At 55.3% G+C, this 14,352-nt stretch carries 14 protein-coding genes; 7 read left to right on the top strand and 7 right to left on the bottom strand.

Features of this window, described 5'->3' with window-relative positions; translation table 11 throughout:
* Positions 1 to 287 precede the first annotated feature (287 nt).
* Positions 288 to 2,060, top strand: coding sequence for a sigma-54-dependent Fis family transcriptional regulator (locus F3J38_RS07975; RefSeq protein WP_167136608.1), 1,773 nt, complete (start codon positions 288 to 290; stop codon positions 2,058 to 2,060).
* On the opposite strand, the gene F3J38_RS07980 is transcribed toward F3J38_RS07975, so the two are convergent.
* Positions 2,057 to 2,548, bottom strand: a complete 492-nt coding sequence (locus F3J38_RS07980; RefSeq protein WP_167136611.1) for a YajQ family cyclic di-GMP-binding protein — start codon at positions 2,546 to 2,548, stop codon at positions 2,057 to 2,059. The genes F3J38_RS07975 and F3J38_RS07980 overlap by 4 nt on opposite strands.
* A gap of 124 nt (positions 2,549 to 2,672) precedes the next feature.
* Between F3J38_RS07980 and panE the strand changes: the two genes are divergently transcribed.
* Both panE and yajL read left to right on the top strand, forming a co-directional pair.
* Positions 2,673 to 3,593 (top strand): 2-dehydropantoate 2-reductase, encoded by a 921-nt coding sequence (gene panE / locus F3J38_RS07985; protein ID WP_167136614.1) that lies wholly within the window; start codon positions 2,673 to 2,675, stop codon positions 3,591 to 3,593.
* Positions 3,547 to 4,158 carry a protein deglycase YajL gene (gene yajL / locus F3J38_RS07990; protein ID WP_167136617.1) on the top strand — a complete coding sequence of 204 codons (612 nt, stop codon included), beginning with the start codon at positions 3,547 to 3,549 and terminating at the stop codon, positions 4,156 to 4,158. The genes panE and yajL overlap by 47 nt, the downstream gene beginning before the upstream one ends.
* A 742-nt stretch (positions 4,159 to 4,900) precedes the next feature.
* Here yajL and thiI read toward each other — a convergent pair.
* Positions 4,901 to 6,349 carry a tRNA uracil 4-sulfurtransferase ThiI gene (thiI, locus tag F3J38_RS07995; RefSeq protein WP_167136620.1) on the bottom strand — a complete coding sequence of 483 codons (1,449 nt, stop codon included), beginning with the start codon at positions 6,347 to 6,349 and terminating at the stop codon, positions 4,901 to 4,903.
* A gap of 233 nt (positions 6,350 to 6,582) precedes the next feature.
* Here thiI and xseB point away from each other — a divergent pair, with 233 nt between their 5' ends.
* The 4 genes from xseB to F3J38_RS08015 all read left to right on the top strand — a co-directional run bounded on the left by xseB (position 6,583) and on the right by F3J38_RS08015 (position 10,646).
* A complete protein-coding gene (xseB, locus tag F3J38_RS08000; RefSeq protein ID WP_167136623.1) occupies positions 6,583 to 6,825 on the top strand; it encodes an exodeoxyribonuclease VII small subunit in 243 nt (80 codons plus the stop codon).
* Positions 6,825 to 7,724 carry a (2E,6E)-farnesyl diphosphate synthase gene (ispA, locus tag F3J38_RS08005; protein WP_167136626.1) on the top strand — a complete coding sequence of 300 codons (900 nt, stop codon included), beginning with the start codon at positions 6,825 to 6,827 and terminating at the stop codon, positions 7,722 to 7,724. Before xseB ends, ispA begins: the two co-directional genes overlap by 1 nt.
* Before the next feature lie 19 nt (positions 7,725 to 7,743).
* Positions 7,744 to 9,609: a 1-deoxy-D-xylulose-5-phosphate synthase gene (gene dxs, locus F3J38_RS08010; protein ID WP_167136629.1), complete on the top strand. Its 1,866-nt coding sequence runs from the start codon at positions 7,744 to 7,746 to the stop codon at positions 9,607 to 9,609.
* Between the two features lie 62 nt (positions 9,610 to 9,671).
* On the top strand, positions 9,672 to 10,646 hold the full coding sequence (locus F3J38_RS08015) for an aldo/keto reductase (RefSeq protein WP_167136632.1): 975 nt from the start codon (positions 9,672 to 9,674) through the stop codon (positions 10,644 to 10,646).
* A gap of 96 nt (positions 10,647 to 10,742) precedes the next feature.
* On the opposite strand, the gene pgpA is transcribed toward F3J38_RS08015, so the two are convergent.
* The 5 genes from pgpA to ribD all read right to left on the bottom strand — a co-directional run bounded on the left by pgpA (position 10,743) and on the right by ribD (position 14,350).
* Positions 10,743 to 11,231, bottom strand: coding sequence for a phosphatidylglycerophosphatase A (gene pgpA, locus F3J38_RS08020; protein ID WP_058961442.1), 489 nt, complete (start codon positions 11,229 to 11,231; stop codon positions 10,743 to 10,745).
* Positions 11,221 to 12,198, bottom strand: a complete 978-nt coding sequence (gene thiL, locus F3J38_RS08025; protein WP_167136635.1) for a thiamine-phosphate kinase — start codon at positions 12,196 to 12,198, stop codon at positions 11,221 to 11,223. The genes pgpA and thiL overlap by 11 nt, the downstream gene beginning before the upstream one ends.
* Before the next feature lie 45 nt (positions 12,199 to 12,243).
* Positions 12,244 to 12,663, bottom strand: coding sequence for a transcription antitermination factor NusB (gene nusB / locus F3J38_RS08030; RefSeq protein WP_039330019.1), 420 nt, complete (start codon positions 12,661 to 12,663; stop codon positions 12,244 to 12,246).
* A gap of 19 nt (positions 12,664 to 12,682) precedes the next feature.
* Positions 12,683 to 13,153, bottom strand: coding sequence for a 6,7-dimethyl-8-ribityllumazine synthase (ribH, locus tag F3J38_RS08035; protein ID WP_034831031.1), 471 nt, complete (start codon positions 13,151 to 13,153; stop codon positions 12,683 to 12,685).
* Between the two features lie 93 nt (positions 13,154 to 13,246).
* Positions 13,247 to 14,350 carry a bifunctional diaminohydroxyphosphoribosylaminopyrimidine deaminase/5-amino-6-(5-phosphoribosylamino)uracil reductase RibD gene (gene ribD / locus F3J38_RS08040; RefSeq protein WP_167136638.1) on the bottom strand — a complete coding sequence of 368 codons (1,104 nt, stop codon included), beginning with the start codon at positions 14,348 to 14,350 and terminating at the stop codon, positions 13,247 to 13,249.
* Between the last annotated feature and the right edge of the window lie 2 nt (positions 14,351 to 14,352).

Here is a 14,352-nt window from a genome sequence, read left to right on the forward strand (position 1 = left end):
AACTCCTTAATGTAGGGTCGTTTATTGTTAGCTGGCAGCGGCAACCTGTGGGTCAACAGATTGAACAGCCCGCTGCCATACAGACTATTGCAGCGGACGTGCCAGTTTTTTTAAGCTTGCGAATTTTCGAAAAATCGTTTTATCTATCATCAATTTATAAAACCAATAGCCCTTTTAATCGCGTGGGTTCGGTCATAAAAACTTCTCATCTGTGTTGCGTATCGCAACACAGCAGAAACCGAGCCGCTACAATGCTGCAACACTTTCGCTTAGGCATGAGGTTACCAATGCAGGGAAATTCAGCCGCGTTTGCCGTTCATTCCAATCCGCTGTTAAGCGACTCCTGGTTCCGTAGCCAGCTGTATGGTCTCGACCGCACCGCCGATGATTTTCCTCGCGTTCGCCAGGGTGAGCTGGCAGATGTACTCGCCAGCAATGCCGGCTTACAGCAGTTTGCGCAACCAGTGATCAAACATCTGGCGCAGAAACTGGCCGAAAAGCAGTCGGTGGTGATCCTCTCTGATGCCACCGGTCTGGTGCTGAATACCTTCGGCGATATGCAGTCGATGGAAAAAGCGCAGCGCTTTGCACTGGCGCCCGGTAATTTGTGGAGCGAATGCGGGCGCGGCACCAATGCCATTGGCACCGCACTGGCCATTGATGACGGCTGTGAGATTGAGGGACAGCAACATTTCCTGACGCTCAATCAAGGGCTGTATTGCGCCGCAATGCCGTTGCAAATGCCGAACGGTCAGATTGCCGGTGTGTTGGACATTTCAGGCCCAGCACACTTTCCGCATCCAAACACCTTCCAGTGGGTAAAAGCGGCAGCTAAGCAGATTGAATATTTGTGGGTTAAGCAGAGCCTGCATCCACAACAATGGCTGATGAGCCTGCACGGTGAGCCACAGGGTATTGATACCAGCGACGAGCTGCTGCTGGTGTTTTCGGATAACGTGCTGACAGCTGCCAATCGCCTGGCCATGAAAGAACTGCAGCTGAGCGCCGAACAGCTGGGCACCCTGACCTTCCAGCAGCTGTTTTTTCAGCTGGAGCAGCAAGCCAACACCCTTCCCTTACCGATTGACTATGCTCAGCAGCGCTACTATTTCCGCCTGCGCGCGCCCCATCGCGCGCACTTTGCCACGCCGAGTGAACCGGCCGTTGACTTACCTTTCTCATTGCGCCGTGATGGCGAAAAAATGGTTCGTCTGATGAATGCGGGCGTATCTCTGTGCATTCACGGTGAAACGGGCAGCGGTAAAGAGTATGTGAGTCGCGCACTGCATCAACAAAGCCGCTGGCGCGATGGCAAGTTCGTTGCCATCAACTGTGCTGCCATTCCGGAAGCACTGATTGAATCCGAGCTTTTTGGTTATCAGCCTGGTGCCTTTACCGGGGCCAGTAAAAATGGCTATATCGGTAAAATTCGTGAGGCCGATGGCGGCGTGCTGTTTTTGGATGAGATCGGCGATATGCCGTTGGCGCTACAAACCCGTTTGCTACGGGTATTGCAGGAGAAAGAGGTGGCTCCGCTGGGTTCCAGCCGTAGCTGGCCGGTGAATTTTGCCGTGGTTTGCGCGACGCATCGCGATTTGGCGCTGCGGGTTGCAGAAGGCGAGTTCCGCGAGGACCTGCTGTATCGACTGCAAGAGTTTTCCATGACTATTCCACCGTTGCGTGCCTGGCCTGATGTGCAAGGCTTTATTCATCGCTTATGGTGTGAATTGGGCGGAGCTGAACGCGATATCCAGCTTTCACCTGCCCTGCTGGAATCATTAGCACAGCTGCCGTGGCCCGGCAACGTGCGCCAACTGCGCAGTTTACTCCGAGTGCTATTAGCTCTCGCCGATGAAGGCGAAGAAGTCACTGATGTGCATTTGCCAGCCGAATATCGCCGAGCGGCGGCAGTGCCAGCGGAAGATAAGCACAGTCATGATGAGCGGCTGATCAGCGAAACGCTGCAGCGTTTTAACGGTAATATCAGTAAAACGGCAGAGGCATTAGGGGTGGCGCGCAGCACGCTCTATCGTCGTGCCGCACGCGACAAACGCGATTAATCGCGGAAGTTTTTGAACTGGAAAGGTTGTCCCAGGTTGCCGCCGCGCACCAGCGCCATGGCACCTTGCAGATCATCACGTGATTTACCTGTGACGCGCAGCTCTTCACCCTGAATCTGCGTCTGCACTTTCAGTTTGCTGTCTTTGATCAGTTTTACGATCTTTTTCGCGACATCGCTCTCAATGCCCTTCTTCAGCTTGGCTTCGACGCTCCAGCTTTTACCGCTGTGCACGATCTCCTCTGGCACTTCAATCGCTGCGCCTTCGATGCCGCGCTTCAGCAGCTTTTCACGCACAATATCCACCAGCTGTTTAACCTGGAAATCAGATTCGCTGGTGATTTTGATGGTCTCATTCTTTTCGTTGAGCTCAATGCTTGCACTCACGTTGCGGAAATCGAAACGGGTTGAGATTTCACGGTTGGCATTCTCCACCGCATTACGCACTTCCGGCAGTTCGACTTCGGAAACGATATCGAAAGATGGCATCTTTTCTTCTCCTGATACTAAAGTGACATGCATAATACGCATCTTACGGCGCTAATAAAACACGATACGCGGAAAGCTATACTTACCGGTGTGGTGAATTTGAGAACCCCTCAGCGGAGGCGAAATGAAAATTACCGTGTTGGGTTGCGGCGCCCTGGGCCAAATTTGGCTCGCCGCCCTTGCACGTCAGGGACATGAGGTTCAAGGCTGGTTGCGCGTGCCACAGCCTTACTGCTCGGTAAACGTGATTGATCCGCAGGGTCATGCCAGCAATCACACGTTTATCGCCAACGACCCACTGTTTCTTGCCGAAAGCCAACTGTTGCTAGTCACACTGAAAGCGCCTCAGGTTTCTCCAGCGGTGAAAAATTTGCAAAGCGTGCTTCCCGCCCATGTGCCGATCCTGTTACTGCATAACGGTATGGGAACGCTGGAAGAACTCAAAGAGCTTTCACAGCCACTGCTGCGCGGTATTACCACGCACGCCGCGATGCGCGATGGCACTGTGATCAAACACGTGGCGCACGGCATCACCCATATCGGTCCAACCAGCCGGGAAAGCGCCGCGCTGAGCGACATCGCCGATATTCTGCACCAGGCGCTGCCGGACGTCGCCTGGCACGACAACATTGCTTCTGCCAGCTGGCGCAAACTGGCGGTGAACTGCGTGATCAATCCGCTCACCGTCGAACATGATTGCCAGAACGGTGCGCTACGCGCCTGGCCGCAACAAATCGCGACGTTGTGTGAAGAGATAGCCTGGGTAATGGAGCGAGAAGGACAGCATATTGCGGTCGATAACTTGCGTGACATCATTTATGACGTGATCGAAAACACGGCCGCCAATACCTCCTCGATGCTGCAGGACGTCCGCGCGCAGAGACAGACAGAGATTGATTACATCACCGGCTACCTGCTGCGCCGAGCCCGCGCGCAGGGTATTTCACTGCCGGAGAACACCCGTATGTACGATTTGATTAAACGCAAGGAGTCCCAATATGAGCGCGAACGCATCGGTTCTGGTTTGCCTGGCACATGGCAGTGAAGAGATCGAAGCGGTCACCACGATCGACCTGCTGGTGCGCGCGGGGTTGAGCGTCACCACCGCCAGTGTAGAAAGTGACGGGACACGTGAGATTGTCTGCTCGCGTGGCGTACGCCTGCTGGCAGATGCCCCCTTAGTGGAAGTGGCGGATAATGATTACGACGCAATCGTACTGCCAGGAGGGCTGAAAGGTGCAGAAACGTTCCGGGACAGCCCACTACTGGTGGAAACCGTGCGCCAATTTCATCTGGCTAGCAAAATTGTTGCCGCAATTTGCGCAGCACCGGGCACGGTTCTGATACCGCACGACCTGTTCCCGGTCGGTAATATGACCGGTTTTCCGGGCTTACGTGACACCATTCCCGATAAACACTGGATGGAGCGCCGCGTTGTCTGGGATCCACGCGTCAATCTGCTGACCAGCCAAGGGCCGGGTACTTCAATGGATTTTGCGCTGAAGCTGATCGACCTGCTGGTGGATAAAGATAAAGCGCGTGAAGTCGCGTCACAGTTGGTGCTTGCGGCAGGGATTTATAATTATCAGGAATTTGAAGAGCGTGAATAAGAAAGGTCGCCAATAGGCGTAATACTTGTCAGTTAAGCATGTGATGGTAACGCAGTCTGGTGCCGCTCAGGGGCTGGCGGTCCTCGCGCCGCTGACGCGGTACCTTCACTTCACTCGTCAGCCTGACGGACCGGCGCAGACGGGACTTTCCCTGTCCCGGCTGCACCTTTCACCAGCATCCATGCTGGCTCTCCTGGCTTCCTCATTCCGTTCAGCGCTGCGAAATGCCATCCCCTGAGCGGCACCAGCCTGCTTGCTGACTTCCGTTTACGCTGTTGGAAAGGGCACGATGACACAGGCTATAGCGCTTTTACTTCCACAAAGGGCACAGTGTTTGAGGCCACAGCGCCTCTGATGCTGCAAGGGCTATTCGCAGCGCTGAGGCAGAGACGTTGTGCCAGGAGCCAGTCGCAGGGATGCGACAGGCAGTTCGGGTAGGCCAGGACGGCCGTACCCGAACGTTCCGGCCGGCACGACGTTGCAGCCGAAGGCACCGCGAAGCGGCGCGAGGACGGCCCGGCAGTAGCAGAGGTGCTGGGGCCCGCCCCAAAATGCTAAATAGTGCAAAAGAAAAGGCAGCCATTCCTAAAATGGCGACCTCATTCGTACAGGACCTTAACTGACAGGCATTACGCCAATAGGCGACCTGAGGATTTGCCCGGTGTTTTGGTCGCCATAAATGGCGACCCTACGGTGACTGAGTGCCGTTTTCGTAGGGTGCACATTCATGCGCACCGGGTATTTACGGGCGATAAACCTTCACGTTTTTAAAGCCCTGCTCATGCAGATACAGCGCCTGCAAGCGGCTCATCACACCACGGTCGCAATACAGCAGCCAGGTTTTGCCCTGATCCAGATCGCCAAACTGCGTGCTCAGCTTATAGAACGGCAGCGATTTCACTTCCACGCCTTCCAGTGCCAGCGGCTTATCTTCCTGCTCATCGACAGAGCGGATATCCAACACCACGTCATTACTGGTGAATGAGGCCACAGTCTCAACTTCAACCACTTCCTCTTGCGCCTGTGCAGCGATTTCGCGGATATCCACGTTAGTCGCTTCCTGCACCATGCGATTGAGAATCTCGAAATCGAAGTTCTGTTCTTCCGCTTCGATCTTCGCCTTCACCGCTTTCACCGTTGGACTTTTCGAAATCACACCACAATATTCAGGCATGGTTTTCGCGAAGTCTTCGGTGCCGATATGGCGCGCCAAATCGATGATGTGCTCTTTATCATGCGAGATTAACGGACGGAGAATCAGGGTATCCGATGCGTTATCGATCAAGCGCAGGTTGGTCAGCGTTTGGCTTGATACCTGACCCAAGGCTTCACCGGTCACCAGCGCCTGCACGCCGTAACGTTCTGCAACCATAGAAGCCGCACGCACCATCATGCGCTTCAGCACTACACCCATCTGGCCATCATCCACTTTTTCGAGGATCTCGCCGACCACAGGTTCAAAGTTGATCGCCACAAAACGTACGCGGTGCGAACGACCAAAACGCTGCCACAGGTAGTGCGCGACCTGACGCACGCCAATTTCGTGTGCCGCACCGCCCAGGTTGAAGAAGCAGTAGTGCACACGACAGCCGCGACGCATCAGCATGTAGCTCGAAACACCGGAGTCGAAACCACCGGAGATCAGCGACAGCACATCTTCCTGCGTGCCAATTGGGAAACCGCCCAGCCCTTCATAACGACCGGTGATCAGCAGCAGACGATCGTCTTCGATCTCCAGGTTCACCGTGACATCCGGGTGATTCAACTGCACGCGAGCCGTTTCAATATGCTGATTAAGGCCGCCACCGACGTAACGCTCAACATCAATTGAGCTGAAGCTGTGCTTACCACGACGCTTCACGCGTACGCAGAAACTCTTCCCTTCCAGACGCTCGCGGTTCAACGCCAATGTCTGCTCGAAGATATCGTGCATGTCGGTATAAGGATGATCTTCTACCGCCAAGACATGATGGATACCGGGAATGCGCGTCAGCTCATCGGTCACCACAGCGCGCAACGCTTCTTTCTTTGCGCGCACTTCGATGTGATCCCAGTGACGTACCACGGCGATCTCGTCATCGAGGGTTCGCAAGGTATTGCGGATGTTGCCTGTCAGGATTTTGATAAAGCGCAAACGCACCGACTGACTTTTGATGGTGATTTCAGGGAAGAGCTTAATGATAAACTTCATGGCGACACAGCTTCGTTGGGCAAATAAGTGCTAAAAGCATCGGCACTTAACTGGTAAAATCATATAATTACGGGTATCGCAGAGGCGCCCGCATCCGAGGCGCAAAAGTATACCACCTTTGTCAGGTGACTGCTTCTGCTACCGCAATCACATTCATTATTTTGCTAATTAATCCTCGTCGGCTACCATGACCGATTGCAAGATGATTCCCAACCTGTGAGTTGACACTGATTATGCCGAAAAAAGCCGAAGCGCCAGCCAGTTTTGAAAGCGCACTACAGCAGCTGGAACAGATTGTCAGCCGTCTGGAGAGTGGTGAACTACCACTGGAAGAGGCGCTGAACGAATTCGAACGCGGCGTACAGCTGGCACGCACCGGCCAACAAACTCTGCAACAGGCTGAGCAGCGGGTACAAATCCTGCTCAATGATGATAAAGCTGCCGACCTTGCGCCTTTCACGCCGGAAAATGAGTAATGGATTTCGTTAACTTACTGAACGCGTACCATGAACGCGTCAATCTGGCGTTGACGCGTTTAATAGATCCACTTCCTTTTCAGAGTTCTCCTCTGGTGCAAGCCATGCAATATGGGGCACTATTAGGCGGTAAGCGTCTGCGCCCCTTTTTGGTGTATGCCACGGGCGAGATGTTAAAGGCCGATGCGGCCAGCCTGGATGCACCGGCAGCGGCCGTAGAGTGCATTCATGCTTACTCTCTGATTCATGACGATCTGCCGGCGATGGATGACGATGCGTTACGCCGCGGGCAGCCAACCTGCCATATTAAGTATGGCGAAGACACGGCGATTCTCGCCGGTGACGCGTTACAAACCTTGGCGTTCTCGATTCTAGCCGATCAGCCAATGCCGGGCGTTGGCCCGCAAGCCCGTATTGCGATGATCTCTGAGCTGGCACAAGCCAGTGGCGTAGCTGGTATGTGTGGCGGTCAGGCACTGGATTTGGCGGCAGAAGGCAAAAGTATCGACCTCGCGCAACTGGAGCAGATCCACCGTCATAAAACCGGTGCGTTGATTCGTGCCGCCGTGCGCCTTGGCGCCTTGGCGGCGGGCGAACAGGGGCGTGCTGCTTTACCGATACTGGATACCTATGCCAACGCCATCGGACTGGCGTTTCAGGTACAAGATGACATTCTTGATGTGATTGGTGATACCGCCGTGTTGGGCAAAACCCAGGGTGCCGATCAGGCGCTGGGTAAGAGTACCTATCCCGCATTGATGGGCCTGGATAATGCCCGCACTAAAGCCGCGGATCTGTATCAGGAAGCGCTGGGCGCACTGGAAATTCTGGCGGCACAGTCTTATAACACCACCGCCTTACAAGCACTGGCAAGCTTCATAATTGAACGCGATAAATAACTTTCATAATGAGTCTCTGATGAGTTTTGATATTGCAAAATACCCGACACTGGCGTTAGCAAGCACGGTTCAGGAATTACGTTTACTGCCGAAAGAGAAACTTCCGGCCCTGTGTGACGAGCTGCGTCAGTATCTGCTGGATAGTGTGAGCCGTTCTTCCGGCCACTTTGCTTCGGGTCTGGGCGTCGTCGAACTAACAGTCGCGCTGCATTATGTCTATAACACCCCGTTTGACCATCTGGTGTGGGACGTTGGCCATCAGGCTTACCCGCACAAGATTCTGACCGGACGCCGCGATCGTATTGGCACCATCCGTCAGAAAAATGGCCTGCATCCGTTCCCGTGGCGCGGCGAGAGTGAATATGACGTGCTGAGCGTCGGTCACTCTTCGACCTCAATCAGCGCCGGTCTGGGCATGGCGGTTGCCGCCGAGCGTGAAGGTAAAGGCCGTCGTACTGCCTGTATCATCGGCGATGGTGCCATCACCGCAGGCATGGCGTTCGAAGCCATGAACCACGCGGGTGACATCAAACCGGATATGCTGGTGATCCTCAACGATAACGAGATGTCGATTTCGGAAAACGTTGGCGCCCTCAACAATCGTCTGGCACAGATTCTTTCGGGCAAAACCTACTCACGTCTGCGCGAAGGCGGCAAGCGCGTGTTGGGTGGCCTGCCCCCGATTAAAGAGCTGGTGAAGCGCACCGAAGAACACCTGAAAGGTATGGTGGTGCCAGGTACACTGTTTGAAGAGCTGGGCTTCAACTACATCGGTCCGGTAGATGGACACGATGTACTGACGCTGGTGAGTACGCTGAAGAACATGCGCGACCTGAAAGGCCCGCAGTTCCTGCACATCATGACCAAAAAGGGCAAAGGCTACGCGCCCGCCGAGCAAGATCCGATCGCCTGGCATGCGGTACCGAAATTCGACCCCGCCAGCGGTTCTCTGCCCAAGAGCGCGCCAGGTTTACCGAGCTATTCCAAAATTTTCGGCAACTGGCTGAGCGAAATGGCCGCTGACGATCCGCGTTTAATGGCGGTCACTCCAGCGATGCGTGAAGGCTCGGGTATGGTGAGCTATTCCCGTGACTATCCGCAGCAATATTTCGATGTGGCGATTGCCGAGCAGCACGCGGTGACATTTGCCGCAGGCATGGCGATCGGTGGTTATAAGCCGGTGGTGGCGATCTACTCGACCTTCCTGCAACGTGCCTACGATCAGCTTATTCACGACGTCGCGATTCAAAAACTGCCGGTGCTGTTTGCTATCGATCGCGGCGGCATTGTCGGCGCTGACGGTCAGACACACCAAGGTGCCTTTGATATCGCCTTCCTGCGCTGTGTACCCGAGATGGTGATCATGACGCCAAGCGACGAAAACGAATGTCGTCAGATGCTCTATACCGGTTATCACTATCAGGACGGTCCGAGCGCCGTACGTTACCCGCGCGGCACGGGCACCGGTGCCACGCTGGAGCCGCTGGCCAGCTTGCCGCTGGGCAAAGGCATTGTGAAACGTCGCGGCGAAAAACTGGCGATCCTTAACTTCGGTACGCTGTTGCCGGAAGCCCAGGCTGCCGCTGAAGCGCTCAATGCCACGCTGGTGGATATGCGTTTTGTGAAGCCACTGGATGAAGCCTTGATTGCCGAACTGGCCACCAGCCATGATTCGCTGGTGACGCTGGAAGAAGGTGCCATCAAAGGCGGAGCCGGTAGCGGCGTCAATGAATACGTGATGGCGAAACGCCTGCGTGTTCATGTGCTGAACCTGGGTCTGCCAGACGAGTTTATTCCGCAAGGCACTCAGGAAGAAGTTCGTCAGGATTATCAGCTGGATGCCGCCGGTATTCAGCAACAAATCACTGACTGGCTGGCGCAGTAATCCCCTCCCCGCTCCTGCTGCTATGCTTAGGGCATTCCTAACGCATAAGAGCAGGAGCTCCAATGAAAACCATTCGTTTAGGCCAAACCGACTTACAGGTTTCGCGTCTCTGTCTAGGCTGCATGACTTACGGCGATCCGATGCGCGGCAACCACGCATGGACACTGCCCGAAGAGAGTAGTCGCCCGCTGATCAAGCAGGCACTGGACGCTGGGATTAACTTTTTCGACACCGCCAACAGTTACTCCGATGGCAGCAGCGAAGAGATTGTCGGACGTGCTCTGAAAGATTTTGCCCAACGCGATCGCGTGGTGGTGGCGACCAAGGTCTATTTCCCGCTCAGCAACCTCTCTCAAGGCCTGTCCCGTCAAAACATCCTGCAATCCATCGATGACAGCCTGACGCGTCTCGGCATGGACTACGTCGATCTGTTGCAGATTCACCGCTGGGATTACAACACGCCGATTGAAGAGACGCTGGAGGCGCTGAATGAGGTGGTGAAAGCCGGTAAAGCGCGCTACATCGGCGCTTCTTCCATGCATGCTGCGCAGTTCGCCCAGGCACTGGATCTGCAAAAGCAGAATGGCTGGGCACGTTTTGTCAGCATGCAGGATCAGTACAACCTGATTCAGCGTGAAGAAGAGAACGAAATGCACCCGCTGTGTGAACGTGAAGGCATTGCCGTGCTGCCGTGGAGTCCACTGGCGCGCGGCAAGTTGACGCGTCCTTGGGGGGAAACCACCGCGCGTTCGGTATCGGATAACGTGATGGATAAGCTTTATACCGGCACCGAGGAGAACGATGCCGCGATTGCAGAACGTCTGGCGACCATTGCCGCCGATAAGGGGGTAACCCGTGCCCAGGTTGCGCTGGCGTGGTTACTGCATAAACCGGTGGTGACCGCACCGATAATCGGTGCATCGCGCGAGCAGCAGTTTGCCGAGTTGGTCAAAGCGGTGGATGTCGAGCTGAGTTCAACGGATATTGCCGAGCTGGAAACGGTGTATCAACCGCATCCGGTGGTAGGATTTGAGTAGTAATGAAAAACCAGGTCGCCATAAAGGGCGACCCTAGGATGTTAGGTTTGCTGCTTGGGTAACCCGTAGGGTGCGCATTCATGCGCACCTGCCGCATTAAAGCACCAGCCCCAATCCATACAAAATCACTGCGGAAATCACGCCCGCGATAATGTCATCGACCATGATACCCATTCCGCCATGCACATTCTGATCGAACCAGCGAATCGGCCAGGGTTTCCACATATCGAAAATACGGAAGATCACAAAGCCCGCCAATACCCACTGCCAGCTCATCGCCGGAATCGCCATCAGCGTGATCCACATACCGATAAACTCATCCCAGACAATGCTGCCGTGGTCGTGCACGCCCATGTCTTTGGCCGTACGATGACAGAGATAAACACCGACGCTAATGCCGATCAGCACCAGCAGCGAATAGATCTGCAACGGCAGAAACGTCATCAACCACCAGAAGGGGATTGCCGCAATCGAACCCGCGGTGCCTGGCATAATTGGGCTTAGCCCGCTGCCAAAACCAATCGCCAGCAAATGCCATGGATTACTCAGGCGCAGGCGGCTTTTTGCCACATCTTTACTTCGCATCAAAGTGATCAAATCCCTTGAGATTTAAACGGCGCGGTTTGCCATTTTCCAGCAGCGTCAGGCCATCGGCTTCCGGTGCAATTTGCCCGATACAGGTATAAGGCACGCCCAAATGACCAAGCGCCACATCCAGTGCTCCACGGTTGACTTCTGGCACGGTAAAGCACAACTCATAATCTTCGCCCCCGCTCAGCGCCCAGTTCAACACCTGTTCCGGCTCAAAATGGTCACGCAGTGCCGCTGAGAGTGGCAAGGCCTCCAGATTGAGGCGCGCGCCCACGCGGCTGGCCGTGAGAATATGGCCGAGATCGGAAATTAAACCGTCAGACACATCAATCGCAGATGTCGCCAAATTACGCAGCGCCTGGCCCTGCAACACACGTGGCATTGGGCGCAAATGGCGTTTAATTAGAGCTTCATGCACCGCCGGATCGCTTAAACGATGATGATGCTGCAGCAACGAAAGACCTGCCGCACTGTCACCCAGCGTACCAGTGACAAAGATCCAGTCCCCTGGTTTTGCGCCAGAGCGTTTCAGAGCCCGTCCCACGGGCACCAGGCCGTGAATACCCAGCGTCAGGCTGAGCGGCCCGCGCGTCGTATCGCCGCCTATCAGCTGCATGTCGTAGTAATCCAGCAGCTCAAACAGGCTATCGCTAAACGCTGCAAGCCAGCTTTCGTCGACTTCAGGCAGCGTGATCGCCAGTGTCAGCCACGCCGGATCGGCGCCCATCGCCGCCAAATCACTGAGATTGACGGCCAGTGCTTTATAGCCGAGATCGGCAGGATGGATATCACGTAAGAAATGCACGCCCGCCACCAGCGTATCGGTGCTAATGGCCAACGTCTGTTTTTCGGGCACGTTGAGTAACGCGCAGTCGTCACCAATTCCTTTCTCCACATCGCGGCGGGAGCTGGTGACGCGGTTAAAGTAACGTGCGATCAGTTCGAATTCACCACAGGACATAAGTCAGGTCTCAATGAAAAAAGGCCGGTGAACCGGCCTTTAGCATTATTTTTTGTTGGGTCGAATTTGCGGGGCGGCTTTATCCAGCACACCGTTGACAAACTTGTGGCTGTCTTCAGCGCCAAACACCTTAGCCAGCTCGATGCCTTCGTTGATGGCCACTTTATAAGGCACATCAGAACGTTTGCTCAGCTCATACAGCGAAATACGCAGAATGGCTTTTTCTACCTGACCCAGCTCTTCCAGCTGGCGTGACAGGTAAGGCTTCATCAGACCGTCCAGGTACGCGCTGTTAGTCGCCACACCGGCCAGCAATTCGCGGAAATAGCTAATATCGACGTCTTTGACGTCTTGTTCCGCCAGAAACTGGTATTCCACATCGGCAATGTCGTTGTTCGACAGCTGCCAGGAGTAAAGCGCCTGGACAGCGCACTCACGGGCGCGACGACGAGCAGCAGGTTTCACAAAATTCCCCTTCCAAAAATCAGGCTTTGATGGCTTTCAATACGTTAATCATTTCGAGTGCAGTCAGGGCCGCTTCGGCGCCTTTATTACCTGCTTTAGTGCCGGCGCGTTCAATCGCCTGCTCGATGTTTTCGGTGGTTAACACGCCGAAAGTCACCGGAATTTCGCTGGTCATCGCCACGTTGGCAATGCCAGAACTGGCTTCACCTGCCACATATTCGAAGTGGGCGGTGCCGCCACGGATCACGGTTCCCAGCGCAACGATCGCGTCGTGCTTACCGGCTTTCGCCAGCGCACGTGCTGCCAGAGGCAGTTCGTAAGCGCCTGGAACCCAGACCACAGTGATGTTTTCTGCTTTAACCTGGCCAATACGCTTCAGCGCATCGACCGCGCCATCCAGCAGGCTGTCATTAATGAAGTTGTTAAAACGCGCAATAACGATGGCAATGTGAGCATCAGGCGTGGCAACAGGAGCTTCGATAACTTTCATACATATCCTTTGGGTGTTTGATTTATGGCCCCGCAGAAGGGGGCGGATTCTATCATACTCTTCGGCGACGCGCTCAGGCTTTTCAGTTGTTGCTCAAGCCGGTGTCAGGGTCAGTCGCAGGTCCGCGCCAACCCGGCGCACATCGCTGAACTTCAGCTCTGGCGCATCAGCCAATTGTTCCAGTCCAGGCAGTTCACACAGGCCGCGCGCAGCGTTGCCCAGCAGCTTCGGTGCCATATAGACAATCAGTTCATCAACCAATCCCGCCTGCAACAGCGCACCGGCCAAGCTGGCCCCTGCCTCAACCCACAGGGTGTTGATCTGACGTTGCCCGAGTAGCATCATCATCGCCACCAAATCCAGCTGTTCACCGCGCAAAGGCACGGCAATCTGGCTAACGCTTTGCGGCCAGGACTGCTGGTCAATGTCACTGCGCATCAGCCAGGTTTCGCCAGGCTGCCTCATCACGCGATGTTGTGGCGTCACGCGCTGCTGGCTATCAATGATCACGCGTACCGGCTGGCGCAGTGCGTTTTCGTCCAACTGCTGGCGCACATCCTCGCCTAATTCGTTCCAGCGCACGGTCAATGAGGGATCATCTGCCAGTACGGTGGCACTGGAGCTAAGGATAGCCGAACTCTGGGCACGAAAACGTTGCACATCGCGCCTTGCGGCAGCCGAGGTGATCCACTGACTTTCGCCACTGGCCATCGCGGTACGCCCATCAAGGGATGCGCCGAGTTTAAGTTGAATCCACGGGAAGCCAGTGCGCATGCGTTTCAGAAAACCACGATTCAATGCTTCAGCTTCGCTCATCATTAAACCGTGGCTGACTTCAATGCCGGCCTGCTGCAAGCGATACAATCCGCGCCCCGCCACTTGCGGGTTTGGGTCTTGCATCGCTGCCACCACGCGGCTGACGCCTGCGGCAATCAACGCATCGCAGCATGGCGGTGTCCGGCCATGATGACTACAGGGCTCAAGCGTCACGTACGCCGTGGCGCCTTTGGCTTTTTCTCCGGCCATGCGCAGCGCATGCACTTCCGCATGCGGCTCACCGGCACGGTGATGCCAGCCTTCGCCGACAATCTCGCCGCCACGCACAATCACGCAGCCAACATTAGGATTGGGTGTGGTGGTAAAACGTCCGCGACGCGCCAGTTCCAGCGCGCGCGCCATGTAGCGTTCGTCAGTCATGG

The organism is Candidatus Pantoea formicae (assembly GCF_011752625.1).
GTDB classification, from domain to species: Bacteria; Pseudomonadota; Gammaproteobacteria; order Enterobacterales; family Enterobacteriaceae; genus Pantoea; species Pantoea formicae.

Bases quoted from the DNA above. Each gene is read 5' to 3' on its own strand.
- xseB (WP_167136623.1), top strand. From the start codon at position 6,583: ATGCCGAAAAAAGCCGAAGCGCCAGCCAGTTTTGAAAGCGCACTACAG.
- F3J38_RS07975 (WP_167136608.1), top strand. From the start codon at position 288: ATGCAGGGAAATTCAGCCGCGTTTGCCGTTCATTCCAATCCGCTGTTA.
- panE (WP_167136614.1), top strand. From the start codon at position 2,673: ATGAAAATTACCGTGTTGGGTTGCGGCGCCCTGGGCCAAATTTGGCTC.
- F3J38_RS08015 (WP_167136632.1), top strand. From the start codon at position 9,672: ATGAAAACCATTCGTTTAGGCCAAACCGACTTACAGGTTTCGCGTCTC.
- thiL (WP_167136635.1), bottom strand. From the start codon at position 12,198: ATGTCCTGTGGTGAATTCGAACTGATCGCACGTTACTTTAACCGCGTC.
- thiI (WP_167136620.1), bottom strand. From the start codon at position 6,349: ATGAAGTTTATCATTAAGCTCTTCCCTGAAATCACCATCAAAAGTCAG.
- ispA (WP_167136626.1), top strand. From the start codon at position 6,825: ATGGATTTCGTTAACTTACTGAACGCGTACCATGAACGCGTCAATCTG.
- dxs (WP_167136629.1), top strand. From the start codon at position 7,744: ATGAGTTTTGATATTGCAAAATACCCGACACTGGCGTTAGCAAGCACG.
- F3J38_RS07980 (WP_167136611.1), bottom strand. From the start codon at position 2,548: ATGCCATCTTTCGATATCGTTTCCGAAGTCGAACTGCCGGAAGTGCGT.
- ribD (WP_167136638.1), bottom strand. From the start codon at position 14,350: ATGACTGACGAACGCTACATGGCGCGCGCGCTGGAACTGGCGCGTCGC.
- ribH (WP_034831031.1), bottom strand. From the start codon at position 13,153: ATGAAAGTTATCGAAGCTCCTGTTGCCACGCCTGATGCTCACATTGCC.
- pgpA (WP_058961442.1), bottom strand. From the start codon at position 11,231: ATGCGAAGTAAAGATGTGGCAAAAAGCCGCCTGCGCCTGAGTAATCCA.
- yajL (WP_167136617.1), top strand. From the start codon at position 3,547: ATGAGCGCGAACGCATCGGTTCTGGTTTGCCTGGCACATGGCAGTGAA.